This is a genomic window from Amycolatopsis sp. NPDC047767 (genome assembly GCF_040704195.1).
Taxonomy (GTDB): domain Bacteria; phylum Actinomycetota; class Actinomycetes; order Mycobacteriales; family Pseudonocardiaceae; genus Amycolatopsis.
The window spans coordinates 43,441-62,470 of sequence record NZ_JBEYSJ010000003.1; the positions used below are offsets into that span (position 1 = coordinate 43,441).

At 70.7% G+C, this 19,030-nt stretch carries 17 protein-coding genes; 11 read left to right on the forward strand and 6 right to left on the reverse strand.

The window, feature by feature from the left end:
* Positions 1–64: 64 nt before the first annotated feature.
* Both AB0878_RS06315 and AB0878_RS06320 read right to left on the reverse strand, forming a co-directional pair.
* A complete protein-coding gene (locus AB0878_RS06315) occupies positions 65–1,249 on the reverse strand; it encodes an arginine deiminase (RefSeq protein ID WP_366577883.1) in 1,185 nt (394 codons plus the stop codon).
* Positions 1,250–1,300: 51 nt separating this feature from the next.
* Entirely contained in the window at positions 1,301–2,125 is an 825-nt protein-coding gene (locus tag AB0878_RS06320; protein ID WP_366577079.1) for a CPBP family intramembrane glutamic endopeptidase, read from the reverse strand.
* A gap of 22 nt (positions 2,126–2,147) precedes the next feature.
* On the opposite strand from AB0878_RS06320, the gene AB0878_RS06325 reads away from it, so the two are divergent.
* Positions 2,148–2,615: a PPOX class F420-dependent oxidoreductase gene (locus tag AB0878_RS06325; protein WP_366577081.1), complete on the forward strand. Its 468-nt coding sequence runs from the start codon at positions 2,148–2,150 to the stop codon at positions 2,613–2,615.
* Positions 2,616–3,287: 672 nt separating this feature from the next.
* Here the strand turns inward: AB0878_RS06325 and AB0878_RS06330 are convergent.
* Positions 3,288–4,088 carry a DUF2470 domain-containing protein gene (locus AB0878_RS06330; RefSeq protein ID WP_366577083.1) on the reverse strand — a complete coding sequence of 267 codons (801 nt, stop codon included), beginning with the start codon at positions 4,086–4,088 and terminating at the stop codon, positions 3,288–3,290.
* A 121-nt stretch (positions 4,089–4,209) separates the two neighbouring features.
* On the opposite strand from AB0878_RS06330, the gene AB0878_RS06335 reads away from it, so the two are divergent.
* Genes AB0878_RS06335 through AB0878_RS06345 form a run of 3 tightly spaced genes read left to right on the forward strand, consistent with a single transcriptional unit; the run spans position 4,210 to position 7,360 of the window.
* Positions 4,210–5,325 carry a hypothetical protein gene (locus AB0878_RS06335; RefSeq protein ID WP_366577084.1) on the forward strand — a complete coding sequence of 372 codons (1,116 nt, stop codon included), beginning with the start codon at positions 4,210–4,212 and terminating at the stop codon, positions 5,323–5,325.
* Between the two features lie 31 nt (positions 5,326–5,356).
* Positions 5,357–6,352, forward strand: coding sequence for a hypothetical protein (locus AB0878_RS06340; RefSeq protein WP_366577086.1), 996 nt, complete (start codon positions 5,357–5,359; stop codon positions 6,350–6,352).
* A gap of 9 nt (positions 6,353–6,361) precedes the next feature.
* A complete protein-coding gene (locus tag AB0878_RS06345) occupies positions 6,362–7,360 on the forward strand; it encodes a hypothetical protein (protein ID WP_366577088.1) in 999 nt (332 codons plus the stop codon).
* On the opposite strand, the gene AB0878_RS06350 is transcribed toward AB0878_RS06345, so the two are convergent.
* Entirely contained in the window at positions 7,318–8,493 is a 1,176-nt protein-coding gene (locus AB0878_RS06350) for a homogentisate 1,2-dioxygenase (RefSeq protein WP_366577089.1), read from the reverse strand. The two genes, AB0878_RS06345 and AB0878_RS06350, sit on opposite strands and share 43 nt — an antisense overlap.
* A gap of 85 nt (positions 8,494–8,578) precedes the next feature.
* On the opposite strand from AB0878_RS06350, the gene AB0878_RS06355 reads away from it, so the two are divergent.
* From AB0878_RS06355 to AB0878_RS06365, 3 genes are all read left to right on the forward strand, one after another.
* Positions 8,579–9,433: a hypothetical protein gene (locus AB0878_RS06355; protein ID WP_366577885.1), complete on the forward strand. Its 855-nt coding sequence runs from the start codon at positions 8,579–8,581 to the stop codon at positions 9,431–9,433.
* On the forward strand, positions 9,430–10,068 hold the full coding sequence (locus tag AB0878_RS06360; RefSeq protein ID WP_366577090.1) for a helix-turn-helix domain-containing protein: 639 nt from the start codon (positions 9,430–9,432) through the stop codon (positions 10,066–10,068). Before AB0878_RS06355 ends, AB0878_RS06360 begins: the two co-directional genes overlap by 4 nt.
* Positions 10,069–10,146: 78 nt before the next feature.
* Positions 10,147–10,527 (forward strand): DUF6188 family protein, encoded by a 381-nt coding sequence (locus AB0878_RS06365; RefSeq protein ID WP_366577091.1) that lies wholly within the window; start codon positions 10,147–10,149, stop codon positions 10,525–10,527.
* On the opposite strand, the gene AB0878_RS06370 is transcribed toward AB0878_RS06365, so the two are convergent.
* Positions 10,524–11,183 (reverse strand): DUF998 domain-containing protein, encoded by a 660-nt coding sequence (locus tag AB0878_RS06370; protein WP_366577093.1) that lies wholly within the window; start codon positions 11,181–11,183, stop codon positions 10,524–10,526. The genes AB0878_RS06365 and AB0878_RS06370 overlap by 4 nt on opposite strands.
* Positions 11,184–11,311: 128 nt before the next feature.
* Complete coding sequence (locus AB0878_RS06375; RefSeq protein ID WP_366577095.1) at positions 11,312–11,911, reverse strand: TMEM165/GDT1 family protein; 600 nt, start codon at positions 11,909–11,911, stop codon at positions 11,312–11,314.
* Between the two features lie 173 nt (positions 11,912–12,084).
* Between AB0878_RS06375 and cutA the strand changes: the two genes are divergently transcribed.
* The 4 genes from cutA (at position 12,085) to cydC (ending at position 19,013) form a co-directional block, all read left to right on the forward strand.
* The gene (cutA, locus tag AB0878_RS06380; protein WP_366577097.1) at positions 12,085–12,405 is read left to right on the forward strand and encodes a divalent-cation tolerance protein CutA; all 321 of its coding nucleotides are present in this window, start codon (positions 12,085–12,087) and stop codon (positions 12,403–12,405) included.
* A gap of 138 nt (positions 12,406–12,543) precedes the next feature.
* Positions 12,544–14,040, forward strand: coding sequence for a cytochrome ubiquinol oxidase subunit I (locus AB0878_RS06385; protein WP_366577098.1), 1,497 nt, complete (start codon positions 12,544–12,546; stop codon positions 14,038–14,040).
* Between the two features lie 141 nt (positions 14,041–14,181).
* Positions 14,182–15,192, forward strand: a complete 1,011-nt coding sequence (gene cydB, locus AB0878_RS06390) for a cytochrome d ubiquinol oxidase subunit II (RefSeq protein ID WP_366577100.1) — start codon at positions 14,182–14,184, stop codon at positions 15,190–15,192.
* A 44-nt stretch (positions 15,193–15,236) separates the two neighbouring features.
* On the forward strand, positions 15,237–19,013 hold the full coding sequence (gene cydC, locus AB0878_RS06395) for a thiol reductant ABC exporter subunit CydC (RefSeq protein WP_366577887.1): 3,777 nt from the start codon (positions 15,237–15,239) through the stop codon (positions 19,011–19,013).
* The last annotated feature ends 17 nt before the right edge of the window (positions 19,014–19,030 follow it).

Below are 19,030 nucleotides of genomic sequence, written 5' to 3' on the forward strand. Positions count from 1 at the left end.
CCTCCCTTATTTTGGTTAGCCTTCCCTTAATTAATTCCACCATTTAGGGAAGGCTAACTTCGCTTTATATCGTGTCCCGGACGATCGGGCACGACATGCAGCGCGGGCCGCCGCGACCTGAGCCCAGCTCGGATCCGGCGATGGCCAGGACCTCGATCCCGGCGTCGGCCAGGCGTTCGTTGGTCTCGAAGTTGCGTTCGTACCCGACGACGACTCCGGGGGCCAGCGCGAGGGTGTTGTTGCCGTCGTCCCATTGCTCGCGTTCGGCGGTCACCGGATCGAGTCCCGTGTCGATCACGCGCAGGCGGTCGATGCCCATTGCCTCGGCGGCGGCGCTCAAGAACGGTGCCGGCCCCGCGACTTTCACCCCGCCGTCGCCGGTGGGACGCACGGTGAACGCGGTGAGCGAATCGCGCGCGAGCGGGTACATCACGACGGCGTCGGCCGCGACCATCGTGCACACCGTGTCCAGGTGCATCGTCGCGCGGGACTGCTCGATGGGCACGGCGAGCACTGTGTGCGCGAGGCCGTCGGCGAACACCGAGCGCGCGAGCGACTCCGCGCCCGCCGGCGTGGTGCGCTCGCCGACGCCGATGGCCAGCACGCCCGGGGCCAGCAGCATCACGTCGCCGCCCTCGATCGGCGCGGAGTGCGCGCCGTACGCGCGAGCCGCGTGGCGGAAGCGCGGGTGGTACGCGTAGACGAGGTCGAGCACAGCCGTTTCGCGCCGGCGCGCGGGCATGGTCAGCGACGAGATCGCCACGCGGTCGCCGATCCACGCCGACGAGTCGCGCGTGAACAGCAGATTCGGCAGCGGGTCGACGGCGAACTCGTGCGGGTCGCGCATCATCCGCACCAGCGAGGAGCCCTCCGACGTCGGCAGCTCTTCGAACGTCATGCCGGCCATGAGGACCTCGGCGAGCGTGTTCGCGTCGACGCCGCTCAAGTGCGAACGCAGCGAATCGGCGAGGTCGGCGCCGAGGCGCAGTTCATCCACAGCCGCGTGGACGCCCGCCGTGTGCGCGCGCGGGTCCACCAGCGCCGTGCGCAAGGTGTCCGCCAACAGGAGCACTTCGACGCCGCGGCCGCGGAGCACTTCCGCGAACGCGTCGTGTTCCTGCTGGGCCCGATCCACCCACGGGATGGAGTCGAAGAGGAGCTGGTCGTTGTTGCGGGGCGTCAGCCTTTTGAGCTCGTTTCCCGGCCGGTGCAGGAGAACTGCACGAAGGGGTCCGACTTCGCTGTCCACCCTGGGCGGTGCCGTCACGTCGTTCACGAGGTCGAGCCTAATGAGCGCACGTCAGGGGAGCCAGGAAAGATGGCCTTTCAGGAGTGAATAACCGACGAAAGACACCACGTCGAAAAGGGTGTGCGCGGCGACCAGCGGCCACAGCCGGTTGGTGCGCTGCCAGACGCGGCCGAACACCAGGCCCATCACGAAGTTGCCGACGAACCCGCCGAACCCCTGGTACAGGTGGTACGAGCCGCGCAGCGCCGCGGCGCCCACGAGCGAATTGTTCTCGCGCACGCCGAGCTGGCGCAGCCGCGTGAGCAGGTAACCGATCACGAGCACTTCTTCGGCGAACGCGTTGCCGAACGCCGAGAGCGTGAGCGCGATCGGCCGCCACCACGTGTCGCCCAATGTGGACGGTTGCACCGCGAGGCTGAAGCCGAGGTGGTAGGAGAGGAAGTACAGGCCCAGCCCCGGAATCCCGATCACGGCGGCGAGGCCCACGGTGATCAGTGCGTCGGACCCGGGGGAACGGCGGTCGAGGCCGATGTCACGGATCTTGAGGCCGGCGCGCCACAGCAGGTACAGGCCGAGCCCGCCCCAGCTGACGAGCTGCAGGGCGTTGAGCAGCTGCTGCAGCAGGTCGAGCAGGCTGGCGGCGGCCTGCGGGACGTTGAGCTGCACCTGTTGCTGCGCCAGCGGGACCGGACGCAAGAGCGAGTCCACAAGGGACAGCAGGCTGCGCGCGCCGGAGAGGCCGAGCGTGATGCCGAAGACGAGCACCAGCTCGAACTTGACGGCCCGGCGCTCCTTCTCGTCCACGATCGGGGCGGGCGAATCGGGCGGAAGGGGCAGCAGCCAGGACCTGATGCCCGATCGCTCTGTCGTGCTCATGAGCGCACGCTACCTTCGGGGTATGCCTCGGACTATCGCCACCAACACGAAGGTCGACCGCGACGCGCTGGTCGAGTTCCTCAAGCCCCGCCACCACGCGATCCTGGTCACCACCCGCGCCGACGGGCGGCCCCAGCTTTCGCCCAACACGTGCGGCGTCGACGCGGAGGGCCGGATCGTGATCGCGACCTACCCGAAGCGGGCGAAGGTCGCCAACCTGCGGCGCTCTTCCGCGGTTTCGGTTTGTGTCCTGTCCGACGAGTGGAACGGCCCCTGGGTCCAGGTCGACGGCACCGCCGAGGTCATCGACCTGCCCGACTCCGTCGAACCGCTCGTCGACTACTTCCGCAGCATCTCCGGCGAACACCCCGACTGGGACGAGTACCGCGAAGCCATGCGCAAGCAGGGCAAGAGCCTCATCCGCATCACCATCGACCGCTGGGGCCCCATCGCCACCGGCGGTTTCCCGCCGGAACTGGCGGACGACTGAGCGTCTGCCCCTCTGTCGAACGGGCCGGCTCCACTGAGGTGGGGCCGGCCTTTGTCGTGTACGGGGCCGGCTCAGAGCGCTCGACGGCTGGGATCTGTGGGGGCTGTGGATGGTTCGGTGGGCGCGACCCAACTTCGAGCGCTCGACGCTGTGCCCGGGCCTGAGTCGTTGGGTTTGGTCTAACGACCGCGCCGGCCGGCGCTGAGCCTGGGCAACGGTTTGTTGGGTCGGACCTAACTTCCTAGCGGTGGCCTGCACTGAGTGTGCTTCGCCGTGCAGTTGGGTTGAACCCAACGAGGTTCGGCGGGTCACACCCCCGGTCCCGGTGTCTCGGTCGTACCTGACTCGGACCGGCTCGGACCTGGCTTGGGCCGGCTTGGGCCGGCTCGGACCTGGCGCGGACTTCGGTCGGGCCTGTCTGTGCCGGGCGGCGCTCAATGCGCGGCTGATTGGGTCCGACCACCTTTAGCCGGTCAGCTCGGCATGCTGTGAATGGCCAGCTAGGTCGGACCTAGCAAAGGTGCCCGCGTTGTCCCCAGGGACAACTCATCCCCATGGGGACAGGTGCCGGGCTGTCCCCATGGGGATGGCCGCGAGTTGTCCACAGGTGGATCACTCGACATGCCCCCGCCCGTGGATGGCCGACGAACCATCCCCAGCCGGGAAAGCGCGTCAGTCGGACCGGTGCTGCCGGCGAAGGAACGGGCAGCCGACCAGCCGGCGAAGCTCGGCGGCCAGCTTGGGCGGGCTGTCAATCGACTGGGAGAACGCCAGCCGCACGTCGTGGTCGCCGGTGTCGGATTCGACGCGCAGGCGCAGGCCGTAGCGGTCGAGGCCGAGCGGGCGGATGCGCCCGTGCTGCAGGCCCGGCGGCAGGTGCTGCGCGAGCTGCTCGACGACGTCGGAGTGGTCACTCTCCAGGTGCCGCAGCCACTCGGCCTCGTAGCTGTGGAACGGGTCCGGCGGCGCCGCGCTGAACATGTGCGGACGCAGCGAGTGGGTGCCCTCCGCGTCGGCCAGGACGAGGGACGCGGGGGTGAGGCGCAGGAGCGTCAGGCCGTGGCCGACGTCCAGGAGCCGCTCGTCCGGCCGCTGCTCGGCGATGGACACGGCGCGGGCGCGCGCCGAGACCGCCGAGAGCGGCCGGAGCCACCCGGTTATCCACAGCAGGCCGCGGATGGGTTCCCGCAGCTCCACCGGGGCGTGGTCGGCGAGCTCGACCATGACGGCGAGCTCGCCGCGCTGAGTCTGCCGCGACGTGCGCACCATCGGGTGCTCGTCGGGCAGAAGGATGCTGACGCTGCCGCTGTGGTGCACGTGGTGCAGCACGGGCACCACGCGCTCGGCCTCGCAATCGGCGCGCTCGACGGTCGGCATGATCGTCGCCGGTCCGTTGCGCGTCGCGATCGTCTTGGCCCGCTCGGCGGGGTTCGGCGCGGGCGGGCGTCGGACGGATGTCGGGGCCTCGGTCACGGGTCACCTCCTACTTAGGTGAGCCTAACCTGAGTCTGGCCAAGAAAGGAAGACCCGATCCGTAACGCACCCCGCACGAGTGGCGAATAGCCGGTGATCCATACCGCCACCTGGGGAGAACATGACCGACAAAACGAACACAATCCCCGTCTGGGAACCGCAACCGGGGGTGCCGGCTGCTGCACTACCGCCATTCGGCGTCGTCTACGCGAAGGCCCGCCGCACCGCGGCGATCCAGGTGGCGATCGGGTCCGTGATCACGGCGGCCGGCCTTGCCCTGCTCTTCGCCGGCGCCAACGCACCTGCGTCGATCTTCGTCGCCTTCCTCGGCTGCCGGATCCTGCTCAGCTGGGTGCCGGCCGTCGTCTCGGGGATCGGGACGAAGCCGGGCCCCGCCGCCATGTTCGAGCTGGTGCTGGTGGATCCCGACGGTCTGGTCGCACGGCGCGGCCGCGTCGGTGTGCGGTTGCCCGACGGCCGCTGGCTGAACACCAGGCTGCCCGCCGGCGTCCGCCTCCAGCTCGCCGGGCAGCGTCGGTTGTGGCTGCTCAGGTGCGGCGACCGCGTTTCCGTGGTGGTGCCCGGGATCGTGCTGGTCTGGAAGGGCCGGCTGGCCGCCGCGCCGGTGAGAGGCGCAAAGCAGGTGCCGGTGATACCGCGTGACGTGGTCCCACCGAGCGAGGACCGGGTGCTCAACACGGACCGTCGCGCCAAGGTCCCGACGATGCTGATCGTGGTCCTGCTGAACGTGATCTCCGTCGGCTTGGCGATGTGGGCCGTGGTGGGCCTCAAGGCGGACGTGGTCGCCCGGACGGTCGACGTGGACTTCGCCGCGGCGACCGCCGCCGTGATCGCCGTCCTGGGTTTGCTGACCGCCTTGCACACGCTGGTCGGCGTCGTCACTCTGTGGAAGCTGCTCAGGCCGCGCTCGGAGAGCTCGTGGACCGAATTGCCCGTGCTGGACCGGCAGATCACGTTCAGCGGCAGCTTCCGCGCGGTGCTGAAGGGGCATGTCCGGCTTCCCGACGGCAGCGTGGCCGGCTTCCGCACGTCGAAGGTCTTCGCCTCCCTCGCGCTTGACGTCGCCGCCTCCGATCGCCTGTGGACGCTCGGTGCCGCTCGGCTCGGCGTCGTGACCATCGGCGTGCCCGGCTATCCCGTGATCGGCGTGGCGCGGTTCCGACCGGCCCCGGACCGGGCGCCGGCGGAACCCGCCGCCCAGCCGGCCGGCCAGTGAGCCACGAACGCCACCGAGCGGAGTGACGACGATGCCCACGTGGGAGCCCGATCCGACCGTCCCGGCCGGGCAGCTGCCGTTGTTCGACAAGATCTTTGCCGCGTCACCGCGCCACGCGACCGGTCGCTCGATCGCCGCCGTCGTCCTGGTGGCGTTCGTCGTCGCGGTCGTCGTGGTCGACTACCACCTCTCCGTCGCGGACGTCGTGCTGTTGGCGTACCTGCTCGGTGGCTACCTGCTGCTGCACGCGCGGTCGGTTCTCGCCCACTGGCAGCTCAAACCACTGCTCGCGGAGGCCTTCGTGCTGGTGGACGTCGACCCCGGCGGGATCGAGGTGAGCCGCCGCCGGGTCGCCGTGCGCCTGCCGGACGGCCACTGGCTCACGATCACCTCCAGGACCACGCAGCCCCCGCTGATCGCGCAACGGCGGCTCTGGGTGCTGCGGCACGGCGACCGGGCGCGGGTCCTGTTGCCTGGCGCCGGACTGCTCAAGGCCCGGATCCGCACCGAACCGCTCCGCAACGGCGCCCAGCCGCCCCCACCGCCCGCCGACGCCTGGGAAGCCGCCCGGAAGTCGGGGAACCTCCGCCTGATCCGGCACAGGATGGTGGTGTTCGGGGTGACGACGGCACTCCTGGTCTGGGCGCGGCTGGGTTATCCGCAGGACGACCGCTCCTTCTTCGCCATCGTGCTGACGATCGGCCCGGTGGTCACGGCGGTACTGACGCTGCAGTACGTCATCGGCGCGATCGCCGGGGGTGGCTCCCGACGGTGGTCCGAGTTCGCCGTCGACCCAGGCCCGGCCATCTCCTCCGTGCGGATGCGGCAGCGGCAGCTGCGCCTGCTGCGGGTCGAGGGTCGCGGCGTGCTTGCTGACGGCACGCGTGTCTCGTTCGTCGTCCCCGGTGCCGACCTCTTCCTCGCTCTCGAGTTCGCGTCGGCGGGACAGCTCTGGTTCAGCGGCAAACTCGTCCGGGCTCAGATCGGCGGCCGCCGGATCCACGTTCAGCGCCTCGACGAAGCCTGAGGAGCACGGATGCACTTCTGGGAGCCCGATCCCACCCTCCCCGCCGAGCGGTTGCCGTTGTTCGGAGACCTGACCAAAGCCGCCAGGCGAGTGGAAGGGCGACAGCTGGTGTTGGCCATCGTGCTCGTGATGGTCGCGGCGGGGTTCGTGGCCGGCGCGACGATGACGGTCGCCGAGGCGGTGCTGCTCGGCTACGTCTTCGTCGGGAGCGCGGTGGTGCGCGGGCTGACCATGGTTCGACAGCAGCGGGTGAAGCCGTTGCTGGGCAAGGCCTTCGAACAGGCCGAAGTCCGCGCCGTCGTGGCCGGACGGGTGATCGGTGCGCAGCTGGCCGACGGGCGCTGGGTGCGGTTCAGAGCCTCGCGGTACGCGGCGGAGGTGCTCGCACGGCGCCGACGGCTGTGGCTGCTCCGTGACGGCGACCGCGCCGCGGTGCTGGCCGCCGAAGCCGGCCTCGTCCCGGCGCGGATTCGCGACGAGTCGCCCGGCGGTAGCCGCGAAGTGGCTCCGGCGCAGCCCACGACGACACCTGACGCCGAGCCCCTCCGAGCGCTGCGCAAGCGCCGGGAGTGGGGCGAAGTCGCTGCGGTGGCGCTCCTCTCGGCGCTCTACGTGGCGGCGTGGCTGATTTTTCAGCAGAGAGACCGGTTGTTCTCCCCGTTGACGGTCGTTCTGGGGGCGCTCACGGTCCTGTCGACCGCACTCGCCGTGGTCCTGTGCCTACGGCCCTCCCGAGCCGCGGAGTGGACCGAGCTGGAGCTCGTGGCCGAACCGGCGATCGCGGTCACCCACGACCGGCTGACCGTCGAGAGCCGTGCTGTCCGGCCGGACGGCACCACGGCCGCCTTCCGGCTCCGCGGAGTTTCCCTCGCCGCGGCCCTCGACATCGCTGCCTCCAGGAAGCTCTGGATCAGCGGCTCACGAGTCGGCCTGCCCGGCCACGCCTGGATCGGCACCGTCCGGTTTCAGGATCCCGTCGGACCCCTCCCCGACCACGACCACGCGTAGCCCGGATCCTCCGATGCCGAAGCCGCCTCCCCGAGTTCCAGGGGCGCGAAGGTGTCCACCATCACCGCTGTCTCGTCGAAGAACTCCGCGCCGATGGACGCCTCCGCGGCGCCCGGCTGGGGGCCGTGGGTGAAGCCCGACGGGTGCAGGGACAGGGAGCCGATGGCGATGCCCGAGCCGCGGCGGGCTTCGTAGTTGCCGCGGACGTAGAACATGAGCTCGTCGGAGTCGACGTTCGCGTGGTTGTACGGCACGGGGATCGAGTCCTCGTGGTAGTCGACCTTGCGGGGGCAGAACGAGCACACGACGAAGTTCGGCCCCTCGAACGTCTGGTGCACGGGCGGTGGCTGGTGAACGCGGCCGGTGATGGGCTCGAAGTCGTCGATGTTGAACGCCCACGGGTACAGGCAGCCGTCCCAGCCGACGACGTCGAACGGGTGGGTCGCGTAGGTGTAGCGGGTCAGGCCGGCGCGGTGGCGCACGAGCACGTCGACATCGGAACCGTCCACCAGCAGCGGCTCGACCGGTCCCCGGAGGTCACGCTCGCAGTACGGCGAGTGCTCCAGGAACTGCCCCTTCGCCGACAGGTACCGCTTCGGCGGGCCGATGTGCCCGCGCGCCTCCAGCACGTACAGGCGCACCTCGCCCTGCGGCACCACGCGGTAGGTGCACGACGTCGGGATCACCACGTAGTCGCCGTCCGAGGCCTCCAGTGTGCCGTAGATCGTCTCGAAGACAGCCGAACCGCCCTGGACGTAGAACAGCTCGTCGCCCGCCGCGTTGCGGTACAGGGGCGAAGGAGCGGTGGCGACGACGAAGCCGATGGTCACGTCGGCGTTGCCGAACAGGCGGCGCCGGTCGGTCACGGCGTCGGCGGAGGCGCCGAACTTCAGCTCCGGCGTCTTGAAGTGCCGCGGCTTCAGCGGGTGATTGGGCACGAGGGCGCCGCGGTCGTCGGGCACGGCCACGGCGTCGACGATCGCCGTCGGCAGGCCGCGGTGGTACAGCAGCGCCGAGTCGGCGGAGAAGCCCTCGACGCCCATCAGCTCCTCGGCGTAGAGGCCGCCGTCGGGCTTGCGGAAGGCGGTGTGCCGCTTGTGGGGGACCTCGCCTACTCGCCGGTAGAAGGGCATGGCTGACTCCTCCGGAGGTGTCCGCAGAACGAACGATTTTGTCCTGTTGTCGTACGCTACTAGCGTGTCATTCGTGTCAAGCGCTGTGGAACTCACGCCCCCCGGCCCCCGTGGAATTCCTCCCCTGTTCGCGCGGCTCGTCGACGACTCGGCGCTCTTTCCGCCCGCGGACGCGGCCATGCCCGAAGCGCTGCGAGCGCACTACGAGTCGCGGGCGGGTGAACACGCCGGTGTACTGGGTGTTTTTCTCTGCCAGGCCTCGCGGCTGCCGGAGCTGATCACCGAGTTGATCAAGATCAAGCCGAAGGAGCCGCTGCCGCTGTCACTGATCATCGACACCGGGCTCGGCGGCGTGCCCAAGGCCATCTCGATCGTCGAGTCGCGCAGCGAGCTGCTGTCGCTGCGGATGGTCGAGATGCCGGCGCCGTCGGACGTCGACGAGGTGTGGCTGGAGCGCGTCTCGGAGTTCGTGCCCGAGGACGTGATCCGCGTGGTCGAGCCGCGCCGCGGAGTCGGCTGGCTCGACGGCGTGCGCAAGGTGATCGAGCACGGCAGCTGGCCGAAGATCCGCTGCGGCGGCCCGGCGGGGGAGAACTTCCCCAGCGTCGACGAGGTCGCCGACTTCATGTCGGTGGTCAGCGGCGCGCCCGGCGCGTCGTTCAAGGCCACCAACAGCCTGCACCGCGCCGTCCGCCACACCGATGCGGAGACGGGCTTCACGCACCACGGTTTCCTGAACCTGATCGTCGCGTCGGCCCGCTGCCTCTCGGGCGGCGACGTCCGCGAGGCGCTGGAGTCCACCGACGGCAAGGCGCTGGCCGACGAGGCCCGCGCGTTGTCGGAGCCGGCCGCGAAGGCCGTGCGAGAGCTCTTCGCGTCGTACGCGGCGGCGTCGTTCGCCGAGCCGGTGGCCGACCTGGGTGAGCTCGAGCTGCTGTGAGCAGGGAGGGGTCGCTGACCCTCGACCGCGGCCTGGCGCTGCTGCAGGCGGTGGCCGACGCGGGCGAGGAGGCGGCGACCATCTCCGAGCTGGCCGTGACGATCGGCGCGAGCCGCGCGGCCGTCTACCGGCTGCTGGTGCCGTTGTCGGAGCGCGGCCTGATCTGGCGCGACGGCACGAAGGTGCGCCTCGGCGTCGGCCTGCTCCGGCTGGCCGGGCAGGTGCTGCCGCAGCTGCGCGAAGCGGCGCGGCCGGTGCTGCGGGAGCTGGCGGAGAAGGTCGGCGCCACGGCCCACCTCACCGTGGCCCAGGGCGATCAGGCGCAGGCCGTGGCGGTGGTGGAGCCGTCGTGGACGAGCTACCACGTCGCGTACCGCGTGGGCAGCCGTCATCCGCTGAGCGCGGGCGCGGCGGGCCGGGCGATGGCGCTGCGGCCCGGAGGCGACGGCTGGGTCGCGTCCACGGGCGAGCTGGAGGCCGGTGCGTCCGGTGTGGCCGCGCCGGTGCGCGGGGTGCCGGGGCTGCGGGCGAGCGTCGGCGTGGTGTCGCTGGAGCCGTTGGACGCGGCCGCGGTCGGCCCCCAGGTCATCGCGGCGGCCGGAAAGCTGACCGAGGTGCTCAGAACCGACGCGTAGTGCGGCGTGGCGTGCTGGAATATGGTCTCGTGGAACAAAGGGGACGGCTTGCCGAGGAGCCGTCGCGGAGGTGCCCAGGTGAACGTTCCGAGTGAGCTCGTCGGTTGCGAGGTGCGCCGGACGTCGTTCGACTACCAGGTGCGCCTCGCGCTGGTCGACCAGCCGGACCCGGCCGACGAGCCGCGGGTGGACGCCGAGCTGGTGCTCGAGACGTCGTTCGTGCTGCGTGACGTCGAGGGCGTGAGCCACGAGCTGGAGCCCGGCAGCGGCGCGGCCCTGGCGCCGGTGCTGGCGCTGTTCGGGCAACGCGTCACCGAGGTGGCGGTGCCCGAGCAGGGCACGCTGACGGTGGTCTTCGACGGCGGCGCCGAGCTGCGCGTGGGGCCGGACCGGCAGTACGAGTCGTGGTGGCTGACCGGCCACGGCGTCGAGCCGATCCTGGTGGGCCCGGACGCCTAGCGGCGCGCGGCCGCCAGCAGCGGTCGCACCATGGTGAGCAGCAGCGCCAGGTCGACGCAGAACAGCAGCCGCTCGAACAACCCCAGCGTCACTTCCTGCTGCGCGGGGCCGGTGATCAGCTCGAAGACGAACCCGCCGAGCACAATCAGCACGCTCGCCAGGCTCGCGACGGCCAGGCCGCGGATGGTGGTACGGCGCGGTTCCCACGGGCACTTCGGCGTGCCGCGGCGTGTGAGCAGCCAAGCGGCGGCCGGCAGGGCGAGGAACGCGGTGATGGCGGCGGCGTTGTGGAGCTGGCCGTCGAACGTGCGGGCCTGGCCGTCGGGGTCGACGGGGACGGTCGCGCAGATCGTGAGGCCCGCGCACCACACGCCGAGCAGCACGACGACCGCGGGCGAGCGGCGGGCCTTCACCAGCCCGGCCAGCAGCGCGACCGAACCGAGCGCCAGCGCCAGGCACATCGCGCTGAACAGGGGCGCGGCCGAGCGGCTGCCGAGGTGGCCATAGACGTACTCCGAGAGCGTCTGCCACACCGGGCTGACCTGCGCCGACAGCCGCAGGTGCAGGTCAGCCGCGATGGCCACCGCGAGCGCCATGCCGGCCAGCGCGAGCCGGCCGTGCACGGGGGACACGGCGGCGGGCGCGGCCTTCGGCATGGGGGCACTCCTCGGTGGTCATGGCGAAGGGCAAGGCTTCCCGCGTCATCGCGGGTTCACCTTGCCCTCATCCACTGGATTCGAAGAGGCTACCCGGTGTTCCTGTGAAGTCTCTGTGGTCAACTCGCTCAGAAGGCGAGCTGGACCAGCGCGAACGCGGCGAATCCGGCGAACAGGAACCCCGCCGTGCGCTGGATGAGCTTCGGCCGGATGCGGCTGCGGATCTTCGCGCCGATGAACACCGCGAGCCCCGCGACGGAGACCAGCGCCACGAACGCGCCGAGCCCGACCGCGAACGGGTTGCCGAGCCGCGCGACGAGCCCTGCCGTCGCCAGCTGCGACGCGTCGCCCCACTCGGCGGCGAAGAGCACGCCGAACGACGTCAGCGCGGAGCGCAGGAAGGACTTCGGCGCCGCGCCGAGGCGTGCGGCGTCGTCGGCCGCTTCGTCGGCTTCGCTGAATCCTTCGCGCAGGAGCATGAAGGCGCCGATACCGAACATCGCGGCCACGACCAGGGAAACCGCGGTTTCCGGAAGAAGGGTGAGTACGCTGCCGAACGCGACGGCTATAACACACTGGATAGCGAATGCCACGCACACCCCGGCGAATACCGGCCACGCGCGGAAACGCGTGGTCAGCACCAGTGTTGCGACCAGGGTCTTGTCGGGCAGTTCCACTGCCAGGACCAGGCCGAACGCGCTGATGAGAGCGATGAGTGCGGGAGACATGAGCTGGTGGACACCCCTTTCACTTCAACGATAAAGGAGGTGTTCAGAACGCGGCAAGTTGATCGGGTTTGCGAATTGCCCCATGAGGTTTGTTGAATAGCTTTCGCCGGGTCCCCTGAATATAGTTTTCGGTGCGCCGAATTCTGTTTTGCGGATGCGGTACGGTGCGGGTCATGCCTGCTGACCACGTGGTTGTGTCCACCACTGTCGACCAAGAAGCGACCGCTCGGAACATCGCCACGAGCGCCGTCGAGGCGCGGCTCGCCGCCTGCGCCCAGATTGTGGGGCCGATCACGAGCGTGTACCGCTGGGAGGGCAAGGTGCGCACCGACTCCGAGTGGCGCGTGGAGTGCAAGACGGCGGCCGACCGCGCGGGTGCGCTGGAGGAGTTCCTGAACGTGCGCCACACGTACGCCCTGCCCGAGATCGTGGCGACGCCGATCGTCGGCGGGAGCCCGCGGTACCTGTCGTGGGTGGTGGAGCAGACCCGGTAGATCCCTTTCGGGTACACAATGGACGGATGGGCTCGGGACGCCTGACGTGGGCGTTTCCCGGGTTCAGGACGTTGGTCCCTCGTTTTTCGGGACGTGTTGAACTGGTTGGCGCCGCGTCGGCGGAGTTAGCTCGGGTACGTGGATGTCCTTGAGCTCGCGCGGTGGCAGTTCGGCATCACCACCGTGTACCACTTCTTGATGGTCCCGCTGACCATCGGACTTTCGGTGCTCGTCGCGGGGATGCAGACCGCCTGGGTGCGTACGGGCAACGAGCGCTACTTCAAGATGACCAAGTTCTGGGGGAAGCTCCTCTTGGTCAACTTCGCCATGGGCGTGGTGACCGGGATCGTGCAGGAGTTCCAGTTCGGGATGTCCTGGAGCGCCTACTCCCGCTTCGTCGGCGACGTGTTCGGCGCGCCGCTGGCGATGGAGGGGCTCGTCGCGTTCTTCGTGGAGTCGACCTTCCTCGGCCTGTGGATCTTCGGCTGGGACCGGCTGCCGAAACGCGTGCACCTGGCGTGCGCGTGGGCGTTCGCGCTGGCGACGATGGCCTCGGCCTACTTCATCCTGGCCGCGAACTCGTGGATGCAGCACCCGGTGGGTGTGGAGTTCGTGAACGGCAAGCCGACGATGAACTCGATCTTCGCGGTGCTGGCCAACAACACGGCGCTGGCGGCCATCCCGCACACGCTGGCCGGGTCGTTCTCGGTGGCGGCGGCCTTCCTCGTCGGGGTGGCGGGCTGGCACCTTTGGCGGCGGCGTTCGACTTCGGACTCGGACGCCGGCGTGCACCGCGACGTCTGGCGCGCGTCGCTGCGGCTCGGTGCCTGGGTCGGGATCGCCGCGTTCGCGGTGCTGGCCATCACGGGTGACACGCAGGGCAAGCTGATGTTCCAGCAGCAGCCGATGAAGATGGCGTCGGCGGAAGCGTTGTGCCACACGGAGAAGCCGGCGAGCTTCTCGATCCTGGCGATCGGCGACGTCGCGGGGGCCAACTGCGAGGACGTGAAGACGTTCACCGTGCCGGCGCTGCTGTCGTTCCTCGCGCACAACGACTTTTCCACCGAGGTGCCGGGTGTGGAAAACCTGATCGGCCAGTACCAGGCGAAGTACGGCACCAACTACCCGAACGACCCCGACCTGGGGCCGCTGGCGGGCAAGCCGATCGACTACGTGCCCAACCTGCCGGTGACCTACTGGGGATTCCGGGCCATGATCGGCTTCGGCGCGATCGGGGCGGGGATCGGCCTGCTGGCCCTGTGGCTCACGCGCCGCGGCCGGATCCCGGGCGGGCGCTGGTTCCCGTTGCTGCTGGTCGCGGGCATCGCGACGCCGTTCATCGGCAACAGCGCCGGCTGGATCTTCACGGAGATGGGGCGTCAGCCGTTCGTGGTCGCGCCGAACCCGACGGGCGTCGAGGGCATGTGGATGTTCACGGCGCAGGCGGTGTCGCAGCTGACGGTCGGTGAGGTGTGGACGTCGCTGATCTCGCTCACGGTGCTCTACCTGGGGCTGGGCGTGGTGGAGCTGTTCCTGATGCGCAAGTACGTGCGGGGTGGGATCGAAGGGGTTCTGCCGCCGCCGGCGCACGGTGGGGAGGCGGGTTCGGATGACACGTTGTCGTTCGCTTACTGAGCCTCCGGTGGGTGCTTCGTCGGGTTCTTCGGTGGGTTCGACCCAGCGTGGTGGGCCGGTCACCCACGAGAGTTACCCACAGCTGATCTGTGGACAACTCGATGGGTTGTGGATAACTCAGGGCGATCTTGGGGATGAGTCATGACGACACTGCAGCTGGTGTGGTTCGGGATCATCGCGCTGTTCTGGCTCGGGTACCTGTTCCTCGAGGGCTTCGACTTCGGCGTCGGGATGCTGCTGCCCGTGCTCGGGCGCGACAACACCGAGCGGCGCGTCATGGTCAACACCATCGGGCCGGTGTGGGACGGCAACGAGGTGTGGCTGATCGTCGCGGCCGGCGCCACGTTCGCGGCGTTCCCCGACTGGTACGCGACGCTGTTCTCGGGCGCCTACCTGCCGTTGCTGCTCGTGCTCCTGGCGCTGATCGGGCGCGGGGTCGCGTTCGAGTACCGCGGCAAGGTCGACTCCGAGCGCTGGCGGCGCACGTGGGACCGCGCGATCATGGTCGGCTCGTGGATCCCGCCGCTGGGCGTCGGGCTGCTGCTCGCGACGACCGTGCTCGGCCTGCCGCTCGACGCCGCCGGCAACCGCGTCGGCTCGCCGTTCGAGGCGGTGCGGTGGGACACGCTGCTGGGCGCGCTCGCCGTGGTCGGGTTCTCGCTGGTGCACGGGGCGGCGTTCCTGGCGCTGAAGACGTCGGGCTCGCTGCGCGAGCGGGCGCGGGTGCTGGCGTTGCGGCTGCTGCCGGTGGCGTTGCTGCCGATGGTCGCGTTCCTCATCGTCGTGCAGGTGCGCGCGGGGCAGGCGTGGACGTTGGTCGCGCTTGTGGTCAGCGTGGTTGCCGCAATCGTCGCGTGGCTGCGGCTGCGCGCGGACCGCGACGGGCAGGCGTTCGCCGCGCTGGGCGTGGTGATCGCGGCCGCCGCGGTGACGATGTTCGGGGCGCTGTACCCGAACGTGCTGCCGTCGACGGGTGATCCGGCCAATTCGCTGACGATCGCGCAGGCCGCCGCGAGCCCCTACGCGTTGAAGGTGATCACCTGGGTCGCCGCGTTCGGTGCGCCGGCCGTGCTCATCTACCAAGGTTGGACCTACTGGGTTTTCCGCAAGCGCATCGGCGTTCAGCACATCCCGGCGGTGCACGCACCGTGATCACGCTTCCCGGCCGCACCACCCTTTCCGCCCCGAGGTCCACAGTGGACCAGGTGCGGCCGGGCAAGGGGCCGCTCGGCGCGCTCTCGGCTCTCGGGCCGGCCGCGCGCCGGGCGCTGCTCCTCGTGGCGGCGCTCTCGTTCGTCAACGCGGTTTTCCTTGTGGTGCAGGCGTTTCTTCTGGCCGACGTGCTGGCTTCCATCGTCTCCACTGGGATCGGGGGCCGCAACGCCCAGCTGGCCGCTCTGTTCGCGCTCGTCGCGGGCCGGGCGCTCACCGGCTGGGCGGTGCGGGTGGTCTCCGCGCGCGCCGCTGCGACGGCGCAGGGGGACCTGCGCGCTCGCGTCGTCTCCCACAGCCTGCGGCTCGGCCCGGAGTGGCTGGCCCGCCGCGGCGACGGCTCGTTGACGGAGCTGGTCACCCGCGGCTTGGACGCGCTCGACGCGTACTTCCGCGAATACCTGCCCGCCCTGGTGACGGCCGCGGTGGTCCCCCTTGCGGCGGGCGCGGCGATCCTGTGGATGGATTGGCCGTCGGCGGTGATCGTGCTGGTGACGGTGCCGTTGCTGCCGCTTTTCGCGGTGCTGGTCGGCAAGTTCACGGCCGACCGCGTGGCCGGCGCGACGGACGCCGTGCACCGCATGTCGGGGTTGTTGCTGGAACTGGTGCGCGCTCTACCGGTGCTCACGGCGTTCCGCCGCGCGGACGCGCAGGGGACCACCGTGGCGCGCGTCTCGGACCGCCACCGCCGCGCGACGTTGAAGACTTTGCGGGTCGCGTTCTCTTCGGCTTTCGTGCTCGAACTGGTCGCCACTTTGTCCGTGGCCCTGGTCGCCGTCGTGATCGGCGTGCGGCTGGTGTCGGGCTCGCTGCCCCTGGCCATCGGGCTCGGCGTGCTGATCCTGGTCCCCGAGTGCTACCAACCGCTGCGCGCGGTGGGCGCGGCCTTCCACGCCAGCGAAGACGGCGTCGAGGCGGTCCGCCGCGTCACCGACGTCCTCGCCGAACCGGCCCCGCACTTCGGCACCCGCGTCCCGCCCCGTGGACAACTCACTGTGTCCAACCTAAGCATCGCCCGCCGCGGCGGCTTCGCCCCCGACGGCGCCTCGTTCTCCGCCCGCCGCGGCCAAACGACCTGGCTGCGCGCCCCCAGCGGCGGCGGCAAATCCACCACCCTCTCCGCCCTCCTCGGCTTCCTCCCCACCCCCGACGGCACCATCACCCTCGGCGACGTCCCCCTGGCCTCGGTGGACATCAACCTCTGGCGCGCGGACGTGGCGTGGGTGCCGCAGTCACCGGTGTTCAGCGGCGGGACCGTCCGCGAGGAGGTGACGGGCACGGTTGCCGCCGGCTCCGTCGCGGGCTCGGCTCTCGGCTCGGCGCCGGTCGCCGCCGAAGGCGCCGACGTGGACGACGTGGTCGGTCCTCACTCGATTCATTCCGACTCGCCCGAGAGTGGGTCGGCCGCAGTCGGCGCTGGTGGCTCGGACGCGGCTGGCTCTGCGGCCGGTGTTTCCGACCTGGCCTCGGCCGGCTCCGATGGTGTCGATGCGACCGACGTGATCGGGCCCGACTCGGCTGTCTTCGACCTGCCTGCGGGTGACTCCGTTTTGGGCTCGGGAGCAGTCGGCGCGGTGCTTCGCCCGATCCTGGCTTTCGACGTCTCCGACTCGTCCGCGGGCGTCTCGTCGGACGCCGAGGGCGTCGGCTCGGCTGGCGACGGCTCCGCGCTCGGCTCGGGCTCGGTCGTCGCGGATTCGCCGGCGGGTGGCTGCGTTGTCGGCTCGGGGGCGGTTGGCTCGGCGCTGCGTGTGGCGGGTGGTTTCGGAGCGGCCGCGGTTGGCTCTGGCGCCGTTGGCGGGGGCGATGCCGGCGAGGGTGATGTGGTCGAGGAGGTGCTGGCGGAGCTGGGGTTGTCGGGGTTGGGGGAGCGGCCCGTCGGGCAGTTGTCGCTGGGGCAGCGGCAGCGGGTGGCGGTCGCGCGGGCGTTGGTGAGGGTGCGGGCGGGGGCGTGGCTGCTGTTGCTCGACGAGCCGACGGCCCACCTCGACGAGGTCAACGCCCGGCGGGTGATGGGTGCCGTCGAGCGGGCCGTGGCGGGTGGGGCGGCGGCGGTCATCGCGGCGCACGAGCGGTCGGCGGCGGTGGTGGTGGCCGACGAGAAGCCGTTGTCCGGCAATGCTTCTGCCGACACCGTGGGGGCCGGGCGGGCATTGCCGTGGCGGTTTTTGCTTGACCGGCGGCTGTTTTCCGGAGCCGTGCTGGGTGCGGTGGCGTTGTTGGCGGGCGTTGCGCTGACGGCGACGTCGGGGTGGCTGATCGCGAAGGCGTCGTTGCAGCCGCCGATCCTGACGTTGACCGTCGCGGTGGTGGGTGTGCGCGCGTTCGGGCTCGGGCGTGCGGGGCTGCGTTACGCCGAACGTCTCGTCACGCACGACGCCGCGTTCCGCATCGCTGGGCGGCTGCGGGTTCGGCTGTGGGATTCGCTGGTCCGCCTCGGTCCGGCGCGGGCGTTTGCGGCCGGCGAGGGGCAGCGTCGGCTGGTCACCGATGTCGACACCGTCCGCGACCTGCTGCCGCGGGTGGTCTCGCCGCCGGTTGTCGTCGGGCTTGTTGCGGCGGGCGCGATTGCGGTGCAGACGGTTGTGCTTCCGTCGGCCGGCCTGCTTCTTGCCGCCGCCGTGGTGGTCAGTCTCGCGGCGCCCCGGCTTGCCCTTCTGACCGAGCGGCACGCGACGGCTGCCCTTGCCGCCGGGCGCCGTGACGTCGCTGCGCGGGTTCTCGTGCTCTTCGCGTCGGCGGCGGAGTTGATTGCTTACGGAACTGCGGCGTCGCGTCGTCGGTCGCTGCTCGCGACCGATGCTCAGCTGACCGCCGCCACCCGTCGTCAAGCGTTCGGTGCCGGTGCGGCGGATGCCCTGATCGTCCTGGCCACCGGGGCCGCCGCCGTGGGGAGCACGCTTCTCGCTGCACCGGCTGTCGCGTCCGGCCAGTTGGCAGGGGTCATGGCGCCGTTGCTGGCGCTGGTTCCGTTGGCTCTTGCCGAGGTTCTCTCGTTGCTGCCACCAGCGGCTATGCACTGGGACACGCTGCGCGCGGCCCGGGTTCGCCTGGGTGACCTCGACGCCGCGGAGCCTACGTCGACGCCGAGGGCGGACCTCAACGATCCGGCCGAACCGGCACCGAGCGCCGTGCGGCTTCGGGGCGCCGACCTCGGCTGGCCCGGCGGCGAAACCGTGCTCACCGACGTCACGCTCGACATCGAGCCCGGAACCTACGTCGCCGTCGTGGGCCCGAGCGGAGCGGGGAAGTCGACGCTGGTGGCGGCGTTGCTGGGGTTCCTGGAGCCGCGCGCGGGGGAGGTCGCGGTGCCCGAGCGGGTGGCGTGGGCACCGCAGGAGGCGATGCTGGTGTCGACGAGCGTGGCGGAGAACCTGCGCCTCGCGGATCCCCGGGCGACCGACGACGACGTCCGCCGGGTGCTCGACCTCGCGCAGCTGCCGGAGCTCGACGCGGCGACCGTTCTCGACAGCGCCGGCAGCGGGCTTTCCGGTGGTCAGGCCCAGCGCGTCGCACTGGCACGGGCGTTGCTGGCCGCGCCGACGGCCGGCCTCGTGCTGCTCGACGAGCCCACCGCGCACCTCGACGAACGGACCGCTCGGGCCCTGCGCGCCACGCTGCGTACCGAGCTCGCCGGCCGCACGGTCGTGCACGTCACCCACAGCCTCGACGAGCAGCTCGACGCCGACGTCGTGCTGGAGGTCCGCGGCGGCCAGGTACTCGAACGGCAAGCGGTACCGGCCGCGAGGGGTGATTGGTGACGGTCACGATTCCGGGT

Bases quoted from the DNA above. Each gene is read 5' to 3' on its own strand.
- AB0878_RS06350 (WP_366577089.1), bottom strand. From the start codon at position 8,493: ATGCCCTTCTACCGGCGAGTAGGCGAGGTCCCCCACAAGCGGCACACC.
- AB0878_RS06325 (WP_366577081.1), top strand. From the start codon at position 2,148: ATGCCTCGGACTATCGCCACCAACACGAAGGTCGACCGCGACGCGCTG.
- AB0878_RS06375 (WP_366577095.1), bottom strand. From the start codon at position 11,911: ATGTCTCCCGCACTCATCGCTCTCATCAGCGCGTTCGGCCTGGTCCTG.
- AB0878_RS06335 (WP_366577084.1), top strand. From the start codon at position 4,210: ATGACCGACAAAACGAACACAATCCCCGTCTGGGAACCGCAACCGGGG.
- AB0878_RS06340 (WP_366577086.1), top strand. From the start codon at position 5,357: ATGCCCACGTGGGAGCCCGATCCGACCGTCCCGGCCGGGCAGCTGCCG.
- AB0878_RS06370 (WP_366577093.1), bottom strand. From the start codon at position 11,183: ATGCCGAAGGCCGCGCCCGCCGCCGTGTCCCCCGTGCACGGCCGGCTC.
- cydB (WP_366577100.1), top strand. From the start codon at position 14,182: ATGACGACACTGCAGCTGGTGTGGTTCGGGATCATCGCGCTGTTCTGG.
- AB0878_RS06345 (WP_366577088.1), top strand. From the start codon at position 6,362: ATGCACTTCTGGGAGCCCGATCCCACCCTCCCCGCCGAGCGGTTGCCG.
- AB0878_RS06320 (WP_366577079.1), bottom strand. From the start codon at position 2,125: ATGAGCACGACAGAGCGATCGGGCATCAGGTCCTGGCTGCTGCCCCTT.
- cutA (WP_366577097.1), top strand. From the start codon at position 12,085: ATGCCTGCTGACCACGTGGTTGTGTCCACCACTGTCGACCAAGAAGCG.